This is a genomic window from Bacillus altaicus, from assembly GCF_042136375.2.
GTDB lineage: Bacteria > Bacillota > Bacilli > Bacillales > Bacillaceae_G > Bacillus_A > Bacillus_A cereus_U.
The window spans coordinates 127292-143565 of sequence record NZ_CM143394.1 but is presented as its reverse complement, the minus strand read 5'-3'; the positions used below and the strand labels follow the sequence as shown (position 1 = coordinate 143565).

Sequence of the window (16274 nt, the reverse complement as noted above, 5' to 3'; positions counted from 1 at the left end):
TATGAAAAAAGAAATCTCAGTTATTGGAGTTCCAATGGATTTAGGACAGATGCGTCGCGGGGTTGATATGGGACCAAGCGCGATCCGTTATGCAGGGGTAGTTGAAAGAATTGAACAAATTGGATATGACGTAAAAGATATGGGAGATATATGTATAGAGAGAGAAAAAGAAGTAGATGAAAATACAAAGTTACGAAACCTTACTCAAGTTGCAACTGTATGTAATGAACTAGCGACTAAGGTTGATCATATTATAGAAGAAGGTCGTTTTCCACTTGTATTAGGCGGTGATCATAGTATTGCTATCGGTACGCTAGCTGGTGTGGCGAAACATTATAAAAATTTAGGTGTTATTTGGTATGATGCACACGGTGATTTAAATACAGAAGAAACATCACCATCTGGAAATATTCACGGTATGTCACTTGCTGCAAGTTTAGGTTATGGACATTCTTCACTTGTAGATTTATACGGGGCATACCCGAAAGTAAAAAAAGAGAACGTTGTAATTATAGGTGCACGTGCATTAGATGAAGGGGAAAAAGACTTTATTCGTAATGAAGGCATTAAAGTATTTTCAATGCATGAAATTGATCGTATGGGTATGACGGCTGTTATGGAAGAAACAATTGCTTACTTATCTCATACTGACGGTGTTCATTTATCATTAGATTTAGATGGTCTTGATCCTCATGATGCACCAGGAGTTGGGACGCCTGTAATTGGTGGTTTATCGTATCGTGAAAGCCACCTAGCGATGGAAATGTTAGCAGAAGCTGATATTGTTACATCTGCTGAATTTGTTGAAGTAAATACGATTTTAGATGAGAGAAATAGAACAGCAACAACAGCGGTTGCTTTAATGGGTTCTTTATTCGGTGAAAAACTAAAATAAATGTAAGAAAAGCAACTGAGAAGTTGCTTTTTTTATTTGAAAATAGGCGTATAATAATGACTTATATTATACTGTAGGATAAGAAAGTTTGACATCTTACCAATTTAAGCTAAAGGGGGGCGTTTGTAATTGTCGTTTGGTTCATGTATGGTATAATTAACTAGTTGTTGGAAATACATACAGATAGAGCATAAAATAATATTTCAATATATGGATAGAATTGCTCGTAAGTAGGAGGAAGGGTTAGCATGCCTTTTGAAGATACGACCATTTTGAAATATCTTAGTACGGCATTAGATATTGCTGTTGTATGGTTTATTATATATAAGCTAATTCTTATAATTCGGGGCACGAAGGCTGTGCAACTTTTAAAAGGTATTACAGTTATTATTGTCGTCCGGATGATTAGTATTTTACTTGAATTGCATACGCTATATTGGCTAACGGAACAAGTATTAACGTGGGGATTTTTAGCCGTTATTATTATCTTCCAGCCAGAATTGAGAAGAGCACTTGAGCAGCTAGGACGGGGTAGCTTATTTTCGCGTGTGGGAACTCACGAGGACGATGAACCTGAAATTGTTGCAACAGCGATAGCGAAAGCAACGGAATATATGGGAAAACGTAGAATTGGTGCACTAATTACTTTGTCAAAAGAGACTGGGGTGGATGATTATGTAGAAACGGGTATTCCGCTAAATGCAAATGTGTCATCGGAATTACTCATTAATATTTTTATCCCTAATACCCCTCTTCATGATGGAGCAGTAATTATGCAGGGAAGTACAATTAAAGCAGCAGCATGTTACCTTCCGTTATCAGAAAGCCCATTTATTTCTAAGGAGTTAGGAACTAGGCATCGCGCTGCAATGGGAGTTAGTGAAGTCACTGATAGTATTACAGTAGTTGTGTCGGAAGAAACAGGCCAAATTTCTTTAACGAAAAACGGTAAGTTACATCGTGATTTGAAGACAGAACAGCTGAAGGACATGTTGTTAGCAGAATTTAGTGGGAATGAAAAAACGACTTCTTCGTCTTTATGGAATTGGAGGAGAAAGCGTCATGGATAAGTTAATGGAGAATCATTGGTTTTTAAAAGGAATCTCATTACTATTGGCGTGTATGCTTTTCATGTCAGCAACTTTAACTGAAAAAAATACGACATCGAGTATATTACCTTTCGTAAATGAAACGAAAGAAACATTAACTGATTATCCTATTACCCTTAAGTATGATGAAGAGAAATATATTGTAAGTGGTATTCCATCAGGTGGAGTCAAGGTGAAGTTGGAAGGTCCAAAATCAGCAGTTGCTACAGCAAAAGCAAAAAAACAATTTGATATATCAGTTGATTTGCGAGATAGTCCAAAAGGAACTTATGAAGTTTCTTTAAAAGCGAATGGGCTTCCAGATGATGTGAAAGGAACAGTCCAACCAGCAACAATCAAAGTTACTCTTCATGAAAAAGCGAGAAAATATGTTCATGTAGACTTAAAATTATCAAATGAGGATCAGATGCCAGCGGGTGCTACTCTCGAAAAATCAAACATTAAACCTGATACTGTTGAGGTAGTTGGGACGAAAGAAGAAATCGAAAGTATTTCATCTGCTAAGGCGTATATTGATTTGAAAGGTGTTAATAAAACTGTTACAAAAACACCCGAAGTTACATTATACAATAAAGAAGGAAAACGTTTAAATGTAAGAACAAGTCCATCTAAAATTAGTGTAACGTTGAATGTGGCGACGCAAGCTACAGCAAATAACGTCGAAAAAACAGTTCCTTTAACATATTCGAAAAAAGGGAATTTACCAGAAGGTTTAGCTGTTACAAATATTAGTATTGAACCAAAAGAAGTAACGATAGCAGGTCCAAAAGACATTTTGGATAATATACAATCTATAGAGGGGGTCGAGGTAGATCTTAGTCAATTGACGGATTCTACAACATTCGATGCCTCTGTTTTATTGCCAAAAGGTGTAACAAGTGCAAAACCAAATCAAGTGAAGGTTTCCGTAGGGGTACAAAAGGTAAAACAAACGAAAAGTAAAACGATTGATGGTATCCCGATTCAAAAAAATGGAATTCCGAATGATGTTACTGCTCAGCTACTTTCGCCACAAGATGGAAAGATAAGCGTTGATATTTCAGGAGAAGCAAGTATAGTAGATAAAATAACAGCTGCTCAAATAACAGCGGCGATTAATCTACAAAATGTATCTCCGGGGACGAAGGATGTTTCTATTCAAGTGAGCGGTCCTGGTAATATTTCGATAGAAGCAAAACAAAAAAGTGCTAAAGTCACAATTGTGAAGAAAGAAAAGCCGGATAAAGAAGTACAAGGTAATATTGAACCACCAGATGCAAAAAACAATCAAGAAAATCAAACTGAAAAACCAAAAAATCCTGAACCGGATCCAGAAAAGGATCAGGAAAAAGATAAAAATAAAGAAAAAGAAAAAGAAAAAGAAAAAGAAAAAGAAAATGGCCAAGAAACGAGCCAAGAACCAACAGTAGATAATCAAAAAGAGCACGAAAAAGGAGCGAATAATAATGGGTAAATATTTTGGTACAGACGGAGTACGCGGGGTTGCAAATAAGGAATTAACACCTGAATTAGCATTCAAAATTGGACGTTTTGGTGGCTATGTATTAACAAAAGATACAGATCGTCCAAAAGTAATTATTGGCCGTGATACACGTATATCTGGACATATGTTAGAAGGAGCTTTAGTAGCAGGTCTATTATCAACTGGAGCAGAAGTAATGCGTCTTGGTGTTATTTCTACACCAGGTGTGGCTTATTTAACAAAAGCTTTAGATGCACAAGCGGGTGTTATGATTTCTGCATCTCATAATCCAGTACAAGATAATGGAATTAAGTTCTTTGGTTCAGATGGCTTTAAATTAACAGATGAGCAAGAAGCAGAAATTGAAGCATTATTAGACAAAGAAGTTGACGAGTTACCACGTCCAACAGGTACTAACCTTGGCCAAGTGAGTGATTACTTTGAAGGTGGACAAAAATATTTACAATACATTAAACAAACTGTAGAGGAAGATTTCTCTGGTTTACATATCGCTTTAGATTGCGCACACGGTGCGACTTCTTCTTTAGCTCCATACTTATTTGCAGACTTAGAAGCTGATATTTCAACGATGGGAACTTCTCCAAACGGTATGAATATTAACGAAGGCGTAGGATCTACACATCCAGAGGTCTTAGCTGAATTAGTAAAAGAAAAAGGTGCGGATATCGGACTTGCTTTTGATGGTGATGGCGACCGTTTAATCGCTGTAGATGAAAAAGGAAACATCGTTGATGGCGATCAAATTATGTTTATTTGCGCGAAGTATATGAAAGAAACTGGTCAATTAAAACATAATACAGTTGTTTCAACAGTTATGAGTAACTTAGGTTTCTACAAAGCACTTGAAGCAAACAGTATTACAAGTGATAAAACAGCAGTTGGTGACCGCTACGTAATGGAAGAAATGAAACGTGGTGGATATAACCTGGGCGGAGAACAATCAGGTCACATTATCTTACTTGATTACATTACAACTGGTGATGGAATGTTAAGTGCACTTCAACTTGTAAACATCATGAAAATGACGAAAAAGCCATTATCTGAGCTTGCAGGTGAGATGACAAAATTCCCACAATTACTAGTAAACGTTCGTGTAACAGATAAAAAACTAGCATTAGAAAATGAAAAAATTAAAGAAATTATTCGTGTTGTAGAGGAAGAAATGAATGGAGAAGGTCGTATTCTTGTTCGTCCATCTGGAACAGAACCACTTATTCGTGTAATGGCAGAAGCACCGACACAAGAAATTTGTGATGGGTATGTACATCGTATTGTAGAAGTTGTGAAAGCTGAAGTTGGCGTTGAATAATTAGCCGATTTTATTTAAAAGGAGCACAAAAAGTGCTCCTTTTTCATATGTTTTATAGACAATGAAAAAAATTTCATTGACGATTTATATTGTTTGTTATACGATGGTCTTGTTCTTTTTCTCAAAGGAAATATTGTAAATTATAAAAGCGCCAGAACTACAAGTAGTGTAGTTGACGAGGTGGAGTTTATCGAGATTTCGGCGGATTACTCCCGGTTGTTCATCACAACCGCAAACTTTTACTTAAAACATTAAGGTGACTTAGTGGACAAAGGTGAAAGTGTGATGAGAGAAGAGGAACGGATGAATACTAGCTGTATAAGTATATACGGACTTTAACCCAATCGAGAGGAAGGTGAAAGCCGTTACAAGCTTACAGGGCTAGCAATATGTAATCCGTTTTTTAGTATAAATAAAAATGGTATCGGACTATGTCGTTACATGTTCGCAGAGCAGTGTAAGCATTTGTAACGGCGACTAAACATGTGTGGAATCGTAGGATTTATTGGAGAGCAAGATGCAAAGGAAATTTTATTAAAAGGTTTAGAAAAGCTAGAATATCGCGGATATGATTCAGCAGGTATTGCAGTACAAGCAGAGAACGGTGTTGTTGTATACAAAGAAAAAGGCCGTATCGCAAAACTTCGCGAAGTCGTAGAAGAGAATGTAGCAGCAAGCGTGGGAATCGGTCACACACGTTGGGCTACACATGGTGTTCCAAGCAAACTAAATGCGCATCCGCATCAAAGTACATCAAAACGCTTTACACTAGTTCATAACGGTGTAATTGAAAACTATGAATTAGTGAAAAAAGAATATTTACAAGATGTAACGTTCGTAAGTGAAACAGATACAGAAATTATCGTGCAGCTTATGGAACAACAAGTAAGTACAGGACTAAGTGTAGAAGACGCGTTCCGTCAAACGTTATCTCTTTTACATGGTTCTTACGCAATTGGACTACTTGATGCTGAAAATCCAAACATGATTTATGTTGCTAAAAACAAAAGCCCGCTATTAGTAGGTGTTGGTGACAACTTTAATGTTGTGGCGAGCGACGCTATGGCGATGTTACAAGTTACAGATCAATTTATTGAGTTAATGGATAAAGAAATCGTAATCGTAACAAAAGAAAGCATAACAATTAAAAACTTACAAGGTGAAACGATTGAACGTGCACCTTATACAGCGGAATTAGACGCAAGTGATATTGAAAAAGGAACGTATCCTCATTTCATGCTAAAAGAAATCGATGAGCAACCACTTGTAATCCGTAATATTATTCAAAAGTATCAAGGTGAAAATGGCGAGATTGAACTGGATGCAGATATCCGTAACGCAATTTTAGATAGCGATCGCATTTACATCATTGCATGCGGAACAAGTTATCATGCAGGTCTTGTTGGAAAGCAATTCATCGAGAAATTTGCGAAAGTACCAGTTGAAGTACACGTAGCAAGTGAATTCTCTTACAACATGCCATTATTAACAGAAAGACCATTCTTCATTTACATTTCACAAAGTGGTGAAACAGCTGATAGCCGTGCAGTACTTGTGCAAACAAATGAAATGGGTCATAAAGCATTAACGATTACAAATGTACCTGGTTCTACGCTTTCTCGTGAAGCTGATTATACACTTCCTTTATATGCGGGACCGGAAATCGCAGTTGCATCGACGAAAGCATACACAGCACAGCTTGCAGTACTTTCAATCTTAGCAGCTGACATTGCAAAAGCGAAAGGTGAAGTTCTTGATTTCGATTTAATACACGAATTAGGGCTTGTAGCAAATGCAATGGTAGTACTTTGTGATCAAAAAGAAGAAATGGACGCATTAGCAAAACAATTTTTAGCAACAACGCGTAACTGCTTCTTCATCGGACGTAGTGTAGACTTCTTCGTAGGTTTAGAAGGTGCGTTAAAACTAAAAGAAATCTCTTACATCCAAGCAGAAGGATTTGCTGGAGGAGAATTAAAACACGGTACAATCGCCTTAATCGAAAACGGTACACCAGTTATCGCACTTGCTACACAAGAGCACGTAAACCTTGGAATTCGTGGTAACGTGAAAGAAGTAGTAGCACGCGGAGCTAACCCATGTATCATCTCAATGAAAGGCTTAGAAATGGAAGGCGACAGCTTCATATTACCAGCTGTACACGAAGCACTAGCACCGCTAGTAGCAGTAATTCCATTACAACTTATCTCATACTACGCAGCGCTTCACCGCGAGTGTGACGTTGATAAGCCACGTAACTTAGCTAAGTCTGTTACTGTTGAGTAGGAGATTGGTAAGTTAATAAATATAGTTGTAGCTTTAAAATAAATTTACGAATTTGTACCCCTTTGGATATTTTATCTAAAGGGGTATTTTTGTGCCGAAAATGAACATCTAAAATTGATAAGTGGATAGAACCCTACTGATTAAAGTTTTATTTTATCGGATTCACTTTTATTTATCTGAATCTTCCGTTATCATTTTAAGTATTCGTGAACAATTTCCTTTATTATGACAAGAAGAGACGATAGATTCATGGACATTACGAGGGGGTATATTGATGAAAGTAAATGAAAAGAAATATCTAAGTATAGAAGAGATTATTTCATTACCGGCCTTATCAAGTACAAACATAAGTGATGATGGCAAAAACGTAGCATTTGTCAAGAAGACAGCTAACTGGAAAGACAATACATATAGGAATCAGGTATGGATATATGAAAAAGATAAGGGACAGAGTTATCCGTTAACAACTGGGGGTATAGATAGTACATACCTATTATGGTCTCCAAATTCTAGAGATATCGCATACCTTAGCCCAGTTGATGATGGGGAGAATAAGACAAATCAGATCTTTGTTAAATCGATAGATGGCTATGCCGAGGTTCAAATTACTGATGAGAAAGAAGGAATCAGTACATTCAAATGGGAGCCTACTGGCAGGGGTTTTTATTATGTTGCACAGTCAAAAGAATGTGAGGAAATAAAGAAACGTAAGGAACTATATGGAGATTTCCACCATGTAGGTAAGGAACATCAGAATAATTGTTTATATTACATTGAAATAGAAAAAGCGATACAAAATGATAAAGATGCACACGAAAATAGCGTTGTTTATCAACTAACTGATGGAAATAATTTTCATATCCATGAATTTGATATTTCAAATGATGGGAAGAAGGTTGTATTTATGGCTACACCAAGCCTAAACGATTATATGAATGGTGATCTATACATATTAGATGTTGAAGCTGGGGAACTACAAAAGATGAATGTAGATAAGTTGTTGGGCGGGAGCGTTTGTTTTTCTCCTGAAGGCAGCAAAATATGTTACTCAGCAAGCATAAGAGAGAAGGATTACTATAGAAACCATATACAAGATAGTACATTAGAGATATATGATATGAATACTGGAGAGGTAATTCAACCTTTAACAAATTTTGATAGTACGGTTATGCCATTACAGTGGACAGCTAAAGGAATTTTAATTAGATGGCAGGATAAAACGAATTACCTTATTGGATTGCTATGTGAGGATGGCACTGTAGAAATGTTAAGTGAAAAAGTAGATAGTTTTATAATGGATGCTTCTATCACAAGAGATGGAAATCATATATCCTATAATAAGGCTATAACAAATGAAACTTTTGAAATCTATTTAGACGATAAAAAAATAACGAATGAAAATAGCTTTTTCGAAGGAAAGCTTAAAAGTAATAGGGAAATAATCGCATGGAAAAGTAGTGATGGTCTTGAAATAGAGGGTGTTTTATCAACCCCAGTAGAGTTTGACGCAAATAAAAAATATCCTTTATTAATAGTAATCCATGGTGGTCCGGCTTGGGCATCTTTTCCGATATTTTCAGACTGTTTTAATGAGAAGTATCCGATTGAACAGTTTGTTGAAAAAGGCTTTATCGTTTTAGAACCAAACTATAGAGGAAGTTCTGGTTATGGTAATGAATTTTTAAAAGCAAACTATAGAAAACAGGGAATTGCTGACTATGATGATATTATATCTGGAGTAGATAAACTAGTTGAAAAGGGGATTGTAGATAAAGATAGAGTAGGAGTTATGGGATGGAGCAATGGGGGATATATATCAGCTTTCTGTTCTACATTTAGTAGTAGATTTAAAGCTATTTCAGTTGGCGGTGGAATTACTAATTGGAGTACCCATTATGTAAAGACAGATATCCCTTACTTTATTAGAATGCATTTAGGAGATAATCCATGGAATGATCCAGAGATATATAAGAAAACATCACCAATGACATATATTCAATCAGCCTGTACGCCTACCTTAATTCAACATGGGGAAAAGGATGTAAGAATTCCAATTACAAATGCATATGAGCTACATCAAGGATTAAGAGAAATGGAAGTTGATACAGAATTAATTATATTTAAAGGAATGGCATATAGTTCTGATCAGCCAGGAATGAGAGTGGCTATTATGAAACAGAATTTGATGTGGTTTTCACACTATATTCTTGGAGAAAGTATGAAAGATTTTAGGACTTTATAATGACAGGATACATAAGGAAGGATTTTTTTTTATTTAGCTTGTGATTGTAGCTCTTGCTTCTGGTTCATCTACAAGTATACGTATTATTAGATTTTCAGATAGCCCAACGTTATAAGGTAAATTATAACGTTTATATAAATATAAATTACTTCTATAGATAAATTTGTATTATATCAAATTGTGAATAGTTTAGGTAATTTATTGTATATCAAAAAACCGAAATCTGATTATAGATTTCGGTTTCGTTTTATGTGCGAAAATGATCGTGTTTCTTATTATTTGATATTTCAAAGATGAATTGTTCTTATGCAGTTTTACTTAATTTATATGCTTCACGGTTATTTTTTTTGAAAAGTTTTGGGAAAACATAACCATCTAATCCAATACGTCCAGCATTCTGTCCTGCAACTAAAATGAACATAGTTAAAATAAGCAGGTTTGGGTTTACACTAACAGTTCCGCTTAATAAAAATGAAAGGTTCATTATGATTCCGAAAAATGCAGCTGTTTTTGTTAATCCACCTAAAATCAAACCGAGACCTACTAAAATTTCTCCCCATTGAACTAAAAAGCTAAATAGATCTGCGTTTGGAAGAACAAAATGTTGAAGGAAATCTGCCCACCAACCTTGTACTGCAGGGTGACTACCTGATGCTTGAGCGATAGCTCCTTTTAGAAAACCGCTTGCATCAAAAGACTGTCCGAAAACTTTTCCTATTCCAGCAGCAAGCCATGCATATCCTATGTAAAGTCGTAAAAATAATAATATGAAAGTAGCGCGTTTATCGGTTCTTAAAAAATTGATAACCATTGAAATCCCTCCAATGTATTGTATTTACATGTTTATTATATATCCATTGTGAATAAGTTCACAATGGAGGAAATGTGAACAAAGATAGGTTATGAGTAATTGTTTTATTTTTTGTAACATTTCATCTTTTTTGGTAGACTAATAATAGAGATATATTGAAAGGGGATAAAGAGTAGGTATGTGGATGAGCTTGTAATGATTAGAAATTGGATAGATGAATTTTTCTCTCTCATTAGTGAGGGTGTATTTAGTTCTCTACAAATCATTCAAGGACTGCATATTTGGCTTGTACATCCCTTTTGTAAGGATAGATGCCTATTTTATGTATCTGTCTTTTTTTGCGGGAAAGTTTATATCTCTTTTATAAAATATGCGTCTTTAATTTGGAGGAGTATATTATGAATCAATTGAAAAATAAAGTAGCTGTTGTTACAGGTGTTAGTCGTCTAGATGGTATTGGAGCAGCGATTTGTAAAGAATTAGCTGAAGCAGGATACGATATATTTTTTACGTACTGGACGAATTACGATAAAGAGATGCCTTGGGGCGTTGATCCAAACGAACAAATACAATTAAAAGAAGAGCTGATACAAAGCGGTGTTGAAGTATCAAGTATGGAGTTAGATTTAACTCGGAATGATGCGCCGGAACAACTTATAAATAAAGTTATTGAACAAATGCGGTACCCTGATATATTAATTAACAACGCAGCGTACTCTACGAATAATGATTTCTCCAATTTGACTGCTGAAGAGTTAGATAAACATTATATGGTAAATGTTCGCGGCACTACATTGTTAAGTAGTAAGTTTGCTCAAGGATTTGATAAAGAATCAGGTGGTAGAATCGTTAATATTACTTCGGGACAATTTAAAGGGCCTATGGCTGGAGAATTAGCGTATGCAACGACGAAGGGAGCTATTGACGCTCTCACTAGTACGTTATCAGCAGAAGTGGCTCATTTAGGGATAACGGTTAATGCGATTAATCCAGGCCCAACTAATACGGGATGGATGACTGAAGAGATAAAGCGTGGGTTAACACCGATGTTTCCTTTTGGCAGAATTGGTGAACCAAAGGATGCAGCAAGGCTTATTAAGTTTTTAGTGAGCGAAGAAGCTGGGTGGATTACAGGGCAAGTTATTCATTCAGAAGGTGGATTTAAGAGATAAATTTATAAATAAAAGAGGTAACTACTCAGTCATTCTATGAAAAACCGACAGAAAAAGCATTTTTTAAAATGGTCGAGGGGTGACTGGCTATGTATAGGAGCGGTCAGTGCCTTTTCCTGCCACGCACAAAGTTTTAAAACAAAGAAAGGTAGCAAGGTGTAGGTCCATTTTTATCTTCATGGTAGCAATCTATATGCTGAAAAATGAAAATAACTTTCTATAGGCAATAAGGGGCGTATTCTCGCCGGAATAATACGCCTTATCCAACTTCTAAATGAAATGTATGGCTGAGTAGTTACTAAAAAAGAAGGTATCTCATTTCAGCGAGATACCTTCTTTTTAATCTTTCTTCAATCTCCGCGCTATACCATTCCCTAATGACTGTAATCCTTGAACGAGAATGATTAAAATAAAGACTGTTGCATACATTACTTCAGGTTCGTAGCGTAAATGCCCGAATCGATATGCGAGATCACCAAGGCCTCCAGCACCTACAAGTCCAGCCATTGCTGTTGCACCGATTAAGCCGATCGTTGCGATTGTTAATCCGAGTACGAGAGATGGACGAGCTTCTTTAACCATGACGTGCCAAATGATTTTTAAAGTAGAAATTCCCATTGCTTGATATGCTTCAATAACACCACGGTCCACTTCTAATAAAGCCGTTTCCATTAAACGAGCAATATAGGGAGCTGTGAATACGACAAGTGGTACGATAACACCTTGCACACCAATAGATGTCCCCATTAGAAATTTTGTAAAAGGTAAAATAAAGAATAATAGAATGATAAATGGCAGAGAGCGAATGACATTAATAATTGTATTAAGAATCGGATATACGATTTTATTCTCTAGTTGGCCACCAGGTCTTGTTAAAACGAGTGTTACACCGAGTGGTAATGCAATTAGAATAGAGATAAGTAGTGAAATAGATGTCATTTGAAAGGTTTGAATTGTTGCTTCCCATATTAAGTTACCCCACTCATCCAAAAAGGATTTGTTTCCCATAATCGGTTCTACCTCCTTCTACGATAATTCCTTGTTCTTGTAAAAATGATAAGGCACGGTGTACTTCACTTTTTTCACCTTGCATATGAACGACCAGTCTCCCATATGCCTCATGTTTTAACTGCGTAATATTGCCTGATAAAATATTAGGATATACGTGGAAACGTTTTGTAGCGACAGCTAACGCTGGCTCTCCTGAAGAGGTTCCAATAAATGAAAGTGTTACGATTTCTCCAGTACTTTGTAGCTTTTTCTGTACCTCTTCTGGAATTTTAGCTGCAAATGCGCTATTTACAAATTTCTTCGTTGTTACATGTTGTGGGTTTGTGAAAATATCTTTTACGGTTCCACTCTCAACGACAGATCCATGTTCCATTACAGCAACTTGGTCACATATACGCTGGATGACATTCATTTCGTGTGTAATTAGCAAAATCGTAATTCCGATTTCTTCGTTGATCTTTAATAATAAATCAAGAATAGAATCGGTTGTTTCCGGATCTAATGCGCTCGTTGCTTCATCACTTAATAAAACTTCAGGTTCATGAGATAGTGCGCGGGCGATCGCTACACGTTGTTTTTGACCACCAGATAATTCACTTGGATAGGCATCTTTTTTATTAAAGAGATCAACAATGCGTAAATACTTTTCTACCCTTTTTTCAATTTCATTTTTGGGAAGGCCAGATAGACGTAAGGGTAGTGCGATGTTTTCATAAACGGTAACGGTTTTAAGTAAATTGAATCCTTGAAAAATCATGCCGATCTTTTGTCTCGCTTTTGCGAGTTCCTTTGTCGATAAGGTTGTTAAGTTTTGATCGTTTATAATGATATTTCCTGTCGTTGGTTTTTCTAATAAATTTACACAGCGAATTAATGTACTTTTACCAGCGCCGCTATATCCGATGATTCCAAATACTTCGCCCTTTTTTACTTTAAGGGAAGTTGGTTTAAGGGCCTCAACAGTTCCTTTTTTTGTTGTAAATACTTTGGAGACGTTTTTTAATTCAATCATTATAGTCAGCTCCTACCAAGACGGTAAAACAGAACCATCGAATTTTTTCTCAATGAAATCTTTTACTTCTTTAGATTGATAAGCTTTCTTTAATTTATTTACAACAGCATCATCTTTATTTTCAGTACGAACAACGACCCAGTTCACATATGGTGAATCTTTTCCTTCGCGGAAAATAGAATCTTTCGCTGGACTTAATTTTGCACCTAATGCAAAGTTTGTATTAATCGCAGCTGCCTTCACTTCACCTAGCTGCGTTGGTAGTTGAGATGCCTCTAATTCAACAATCTTTAAATTTTTCGGATTTTCAATTACATCTTTTGCAGTCGCCTTTTCTGTAGCTTTTGGATCAACTTTTAAAACCCCTGCTTTTTCAAATAGCTTTAGAGCACGAAGCTCATTTGTTGGATCGTTTGGGACAGCAATTGCGTCACCCTCTTTTAATTCTTTTACATCTTTTAAGTTTTTAGAGTATATGCCCATAGGGAATGTTACTGTGGAAAATACTTCAGTTAATTTCATATTACGTTCAGCTTTAAATACGTCTAAATAAGATTTGGTTTGATAGCTATTTACATCGAGGCTTTTTTCATCTAAAGATACGTTTGGTGCTACATAATCATTAAATACCTTTACATCGATTTGGAGGCCATCTTTTGCTGCAACTTCTTTCACCTTTTCAAAAATTTGTTCATGAGGTCCGCCTGTTACACCAACGGTAATCTTTTTCTCATCTAATGCTTTTACCTCTTTATCAGAATTAGCACCACATGCGCCTAACAATAAGACAGCTCCACTTACAATACTTACTAATACCTTTTTCATCTATAATTCCCCCTTAATATACGTTCCAAAATAAAAAGCACCTCTCAAAAATAAGAGAGGTGCCGAATAGACGAAATAGGTTCCTCTCTTATCTTCCAAAACGAAAATCGTTCTGCAGGAATTAGCACCTTAGCTTATACGTTATAAGCTCGGTTGCCGGGCATCATCGGGCCAGTCCCTCCGCCACTCTTGATAAGAGTATGTGTATTTAGTTTTTAAATATGGTACTAATAGTAAATCTTATAAAAAGAATTGTCAATATTATTTTCTGAATATATTTTATTTTAAGGTAATGGAAACATTACCTTTTTTATGTCCTGTCTCTACGTACGTATGAGCCTCTGAAATTTCTTCTAACGGGTAAGTTTTATCGATAACTGGCTTTAATTTTTCTTCTTCCGTTAGCCTTTTTAGTAGAAGGATATCTTCTTTGCTTACTTTTGCCATCGTTCCATTGACTGACACGTATTTACCGTTAGCAGTTAATGCGCTCTTGCAATGGGGTTTTTTAATTTTTCCAACTGCATCGAATATAATATCGTAGCGTTCATCGCGCTTTGTAAAATCTTCTTTCGTATAATCAATTACGTGATTCGCCCCTAAAGATTGTACTAACTCAAAATTTGAATTACTACAAACAGCTGTAACAGTCGCACCGAAATATTTAGCAAGTTGCACAGCAGCGGTACCTACTGATCCGGAAGCGCCATATATAAGTACTTGTTGTCCCTTTTTTATGTGCCCTTTTCTCAGAAAATGTAATGCTGAAGTTCCACCAAAAGGAATAACAGCAGCTTCTTCATACGTTAAATTGAGGGGCTTTAATGCTATCAATCCGCTTTCATGCACACATGTGTATTCGGCATAACCACCAACGTTCAGCTCCGTTAGTGCAAAGACTTGGTCTCCTTTTTCAAATTGAGTTACATCCGTTCCTATTTCCTCAATTTCACCAGATAACTCTACACCGAGTATAGGTCTTCTTGGTGTTTTGAAACCTAATATAATTCGCATAGGAATCCAAAATAATAGGGGACTAGTAAAGCTTCGCATTCTACAATCTCCAGTGGTTACACTTGTTGCGTGAATCTTAACTAATACTTCATTCTTTTTAGGAATAGGTTTCTCTACATCTTGAAGTTTGAGAACATTAGGTGGTCCATACTTTGTGTAAATAATTGCTTTCATAATGACCTCCTGAATTTAATTGTTTTTATTTACATCATATTTAGGTATTCCTTTAAAAATGTTGTTAGGAGAGGAATAAAGTTAAATAGAAATATTAAAAATTATATAGATTTCAGAGGAAAATAGATGATATCCTTTTGGAAAGGAGGGAGAATTATGAAAAAACTTATTTTAACTTCTAGTTTAGCCCTTGCAATTATTTTAGGTGCAGGGTGTAGTAATGAGAAAACAACAAAGACGGATGAACCAAAAAAAGAATCGGTACAAAAAGAAAAGGAATTAGCAGCGAAGGATGTTTTCAAGAAAGCGAATGAAGCTTTTAAAAATGAAGAACATGTAACGATGACATATGATGTAGGGATAAAAGCTGAAGGAACAGAGATGGATGTACTAAAGGCTAAAATGCAATTAGAGCCAAAGAAAAAGAATTCTCGTTCTGAAATGAATGTTTCTGGTACAGATGTTGTAGTGTATGCTGTGGATGGTAAAGTTGCTGGTCAGGTGAAAAATCCTAATACAGGAGAAGTTATATCTGTACCGGAGGAGCAATTAAATGCTGGCGGGATGAAAGCAACTCAAGATATTGTAGATAATTTAGAAGTGCCAGCAGTAGTTTTAGATAAAATGAAGATGGAGAAAAGCGGAGACAAATATAAGCTGAAGTTCATATTAAAAGGGCAAGAAACAGAAAGTATGTTAACTAGCATGGATGAAACGCAGAAGAAAATGCTACAAGCACAAAATGCAAAGATAGAAGAAGTGGATGCAGAATATATCATTACAAAAGATTTTAAATATGAATCAGCGAAGATAGATATGATTATGAGTAGTAATGGTGAGGATAAGGCACACATTATTACGAATGCAAAATATACATCGTACGAAAAGTTTGAGCCAATACAGCTGCCAGCAGCAAAGTAACAGTCTTGAT

Annotated in this window: 13 protein-coding genes, 1 pseudogene and 1 riboswitch; of the genes and pseudogenes, 9 read left to right on the top strand and 5 right to left on the bottom strand. The window is 35.9% G+C overall.

Going from position 1 to position 16274, the window contains the following annotated elements; all coding sequences use genetic code 11:
- Nucleotide 1: 1 nt before the first annotated feature.
- The 7 genes and pseudogenes from rocF to ACE38F_RS00670 all read left to right on the top strand — a co-directional run bounded on the left by rocF (nucleotide 2) and on the right by ACE38F_RS00670 (nucleotide 9324).
- Complete coding sequence (gene rocF / locus ACE38F_RS00700) at nucleotides 2–895, top strand: arginase (protein ID WP_002009861.1); 894 nt, start codon at nucleotides 2–4, stop codon at nucleotides 893–895.
- 248 nt (nucleotides 896–1143) lie between these two features.
- Nucleotides 1144–1965: a diadenylate cyclase CdaA gene (gene cdaA, locus ACE38F_RS00695; protein WP_002191712.1), complete on the top strand. Its 822-nt coding sequence runs from the start codon at nucleotides 1144–1146 to the stop codon at nucleotides 1963–1965.
- Nucleotides 1958–3457, top strand: coding sequence for a CdaR family protein (locus tag ACE38F_RS00690; protein ID WP_375371271.1), 1500 nt, complete (start codon nucleotides 1958–1960; stop codon nucleotides 3455–3457). The genes cdaA and ACE38F_RS00690 overlap by 8 nt, the downstream gene beginning before the upstream one ends.
- Nucleotides 3450–4796 (top strand): phosphoglucosamine mutase, encoded by a 1347-nt coding sequence (glmM, locus tag ACE38F_RS00685; protein WP_375371272.1) that lies wholly within the window; start codon nucleotides 3450–3452, stop codon nucleotides 4794–4796. The genes ACE38F_RS00690 and glmM overlap by 8 nt, the downstream gene beginning before the upstream one ends.
- Before the next feature lie 285 nt (nucleotides 4797–5081).
- Nucleotides 5082–5267: pseudogene (locus ACE38F_RS00680) on the top strand (hypothetical protein).
- A gap of 12 nt (nucleotides 5268–5279) precedes the next feature.
- A complete protein-coding gene (gene glmS, locus ACE38F_RS00675; protein ID WP_375371273.1) occupies nucleotides 5280–7082 on the top strand; it encodes a glutamine--fructose-6-phosphate transaminase (isomerizing) in 1803 nt (600 codons plus the stop codon).
- 274 nt (nucleotides 7083–7356) lie between these two features.
- Nucleotides 7357–9324, top strand: a complete 1968-nt coding sequence (locus tag ACE38F_RS00670; protein WP_375371274.1) for a S9 family peptidase — start codon at nucleotides 7357–7359, stop codon at nucleotides 9322–9324.
- Between the two features lie 304 nt (nucleotides 9325–9628).
- On the opposite strand, the gene ACE38F_RS00665 is transcribed toward ACE38F_RS00670, so the two are convergent.
- The gene (locus tag ACE38F_RS00665; protein WP_002202045.1) at nucleotides 9629–10135 is read right to left on the bottom strand and encodes a DoxX family membrane protein; all 507 of its coding nucleotides are present in this window, start codon (nucleotides 10133–10135) and stop codon (nucleotides 9629–9631) included.
- Between the two features lie 398 nt (nucleotides 10136–10533).
- Between ACE38F_RS00665 and ACE38F_RS00660 the strand changes: the two genes are divergently transcribed.
- Nucleotides 10534–11307: an SDR family oxidoreductase gene (locus ACE38F_RS00660; protein WP_375371275.1), complete on the top strand. Its 774-nt coding sequence runs from the start codon at nucleotides 10534–10536 to the stop codon at nucleotides 11305–11307.
- Between the two features lie 339 nt (nucleotides 11308–11646).
- Here ACE38F_RS00660 and ACE38F_RS00655 read toward each other — a convergent pair whose 3' ends face one another.
- The 4 genes from ACE38F_RS00655 to ACE38F_RS00640 form a co-directional block, all read right to left on the bottom strand.
- Nucleotides 11647–12315, bottom strand: coding sequence for a methionine ABC transporter permease (locus ACE38F_RS00655; protein WP_215554980.1), 669 nt, complete (start codon nucleotides 12313–12315; stop codon nucleotides 11647–11649).
- Nucleotides 12290–13330 carry a methionine ABC transporter ATP-binding protein gene (locus ACE38F_RS00650; protein ID WP_215554981.1) on the bottom strand — a complete coding sequence of 347 codons (1041 nt, stop codon included), beginning with the start codon at nucleotides 13328–13330 and terminating at the stop codon, nucleotides 12290–12292. Before ACE38F_RS00650 ends, ACE38F_RS00655 begins: the two co-directional genes overlap by 26 nt.
- 12 nt (nucleotides 13331–13342) lie before the next feature.
- Nucleotides 13343–14155 carry a MetQ/NlpA family ABC transporter substrate-binding protein gene (locus ACE38F_RS00645; RefSeq protein ID WP_215554982.1) on the bottom strand — a complete coding sequence of 271 codons (813 nt, stop codon included), beginning with the start codon at nucleotides 14153–14155 and terminating at the stop codon, nucleotides 13343–13345.
- Between the two features lie 85 nt (nucleotides 14156–14240).
- Nucleotides 14241–14354: riboswitch (SAM riboswitch) on the bottom strand.
- A gap of 80 nt (nucleotides 14355–14434) precedes the next feature.
- Nucleotides 14435–15343 carry an NAD(P)-dependent alcohol dehydrogenase gene (locus tag ACE38F_RS00640; RefSeq protein WP_375371276.1) on the bottom strand — a complete coding sequence of 303 codons (909 nt, stop codon included), beginning with the start codon at nucleotides 15341–15343 and terminating at the stop codon, nucleotides 14435–14437.
- 156 nt (nucleotides 15344–15499) lie between these two features.
- On the opposite strand from ACE38F_RS00640, the gene ACE38F_RS00635 reads away from it, so the two are divergent.
- Entirely contained in the window at nucleotides 15500–16264 is a 765-nt protein-coding gene (locus ACE38F_RS00635; RefSeq protein WP_215554984.1) for a hypothetical protein, read from the top strand.
- Nucleotides 16265–16274: the final 10 nt, after the last annotated feature.